The following is a 1407-nucleotide window of genomic DNA, read 5'->3' on the forward strand; positions in this document are numbered from 1 at the left end:
AAATCGCAGCATGGCAAGAAAAAAGAAATGCTATTGTTCGACCTATGGAATGGCGCTTTACTAATGAGGACGCTCGGGTAAAGTTGAAGAAACTTTATCCGACATTACAAGAATGACTGAGTACTAGTACCCAGTCAACTTTATTCAACTGGATGTGGGGGCGACTTCAGTCGCCACTGGGCGGCTAAAGCCGCCCCCACAGTTACAGGAACCCGTCATTTCTAAGTTGACTAAGTACTAGGCGGCTTAATGGCTTTTTCAATTGGGATCGTTGCTGCACTGGTTACATTGCTCTAATAAAAACCATTCGGGTCAGGCCAGATTGAAAGTTTCTACGGACAACACCAAGCGTTAAGGGCGGGTACATACGCCGTGCCGCACCGGTATAGATCGGGGCTGCTTACTGATTTACAAACATACCTATTCATAGTGAGTCCAAAGCCGCAATACTTTGACTTTTTTATCATTGATAAGTACTTCATAGATTAAACGATGTTGTATGTTGATTCTTCGCGAGTACGCTCCAGACAGATTACCTACTAGTTTCTCAAAGGGTGGAGGGTTCTGAAATGGATCATTTTTCAAAATATCAAGCAGTTGAAGCGCCTTATCTTTTAACCCTGCAGCAGCGAGTTTTTTAGCATCTTTTTGTGCTTGTTTCGTATAAAGCAACTCCCAACTCACCACTCAAGTTCCTTGCCACACTCTTCAATTCCAGTTGCAATACCCGTTGTAATGGCTTCGCGCATACCCGGCACACTCAACAAGTAAAGTGTTTCTTGTATTGCTGACCAATCTTCAGCAGATAGCAAAACAGCGTTAGTTCGTTTGCCAGTGATGGTAATCGGTTGATGAGACTCTGCAGTTTGATCAATTAAGCGATAGAAATTTGCGCGTGCTTCACTTGCGGTTAATGTTTGCATAAAAGTTGCCCGTTAAAATCAAAGTTTAATCGTACGATAAATAGTACGTTAATGCAAGTTTTGAACATTAATTGGGGGTCAGATTCGATTGAAAATTTGCATAATTTGGTTTATGTAAATTAGCCCATAGCAGTTTTTTGCTTCACTACGATTTGACAACACCTCCGTCTGGCGATAGTATCAAACACATGATTACAACGATCCATGACGACGAAACGAACAGGGCGTGGGCAGGCGAGTTCTCGAAAAAACTACCGGTTCAAATTCAGGCGGTGGCACGACGTAAACTGCGCATGATCAATAATGCCAGACGCATTGATGATTTGCGTATTCCGCCCAACAACCGGCTAGAATTACTAACTGATGTTACGCACCCACCCCTCAAAAAGCGTATTATTTCGGGATGGAAAAAATAAAACTAGAATTATACACAGACTACCTGATCTGCAATAACGGGTTTGCGACGGCGACCGGATTGTCGGCA

Annotated in this window: 3 protein-coding genes; 1 reads left to right on the forward strand and 2 read right to left on the reverse strand. The window is 43.1% G+C overall.

All coding sequences use genetic code 11. From position 1 onward, the window contains the following. Nucleotides 1–420: 420 nt before the first annotated feature. Nucleotides 421–684, reverse strand: a complete 264-nt coding sequence (locus tag RW114_RS20660; protein ID WP_340124608.1) for a Txe/YoeB family addiction module toxin — start codon at nt 682–684, stop codon at nt 421–423. Then, nucleotides 681–923, reverse strand: a complete 243-nt coding sequence (locus RW114_RS20665) for a type II toxin-antitoxin system Phd/YefM family antitoxin (protein ID WP_340124609.1) — start codon at nt 921–923, stop codon at nt 681–683. Before RW114_RS20665 ends, RW114_RS20660 begins: the two co-directional genes overlap by 4 nt. A 188-nt stretch (nt 924–1111) precedes the next feature. Between RW114_RS20665 and RW114_RS20670 the strand changes: the two genes are divergently transcribed. After that, a complete protein-coding gene (locus RW114_RS20670) occupies nt 1112–1339 on the forward strand; it encodes a type II toxin-antitoxin system RelE/ParE family toxin (RefSeq protein ID WP_340124610.1) in 228 nt (75 codons plus the stop codon). Nucleotides 1340–1407 lie beyond the last annotated feature (68 nt).

The organism is Methylobacter svalbardensis (assembly GCF_037671525.1).
GTDB lineage: Bacteria > Pseudomonadota > Gammaproteobacteria > Methylococcales > Methylomonadaceae > Methylobacter_A > Methylobacter_A svalbardensis.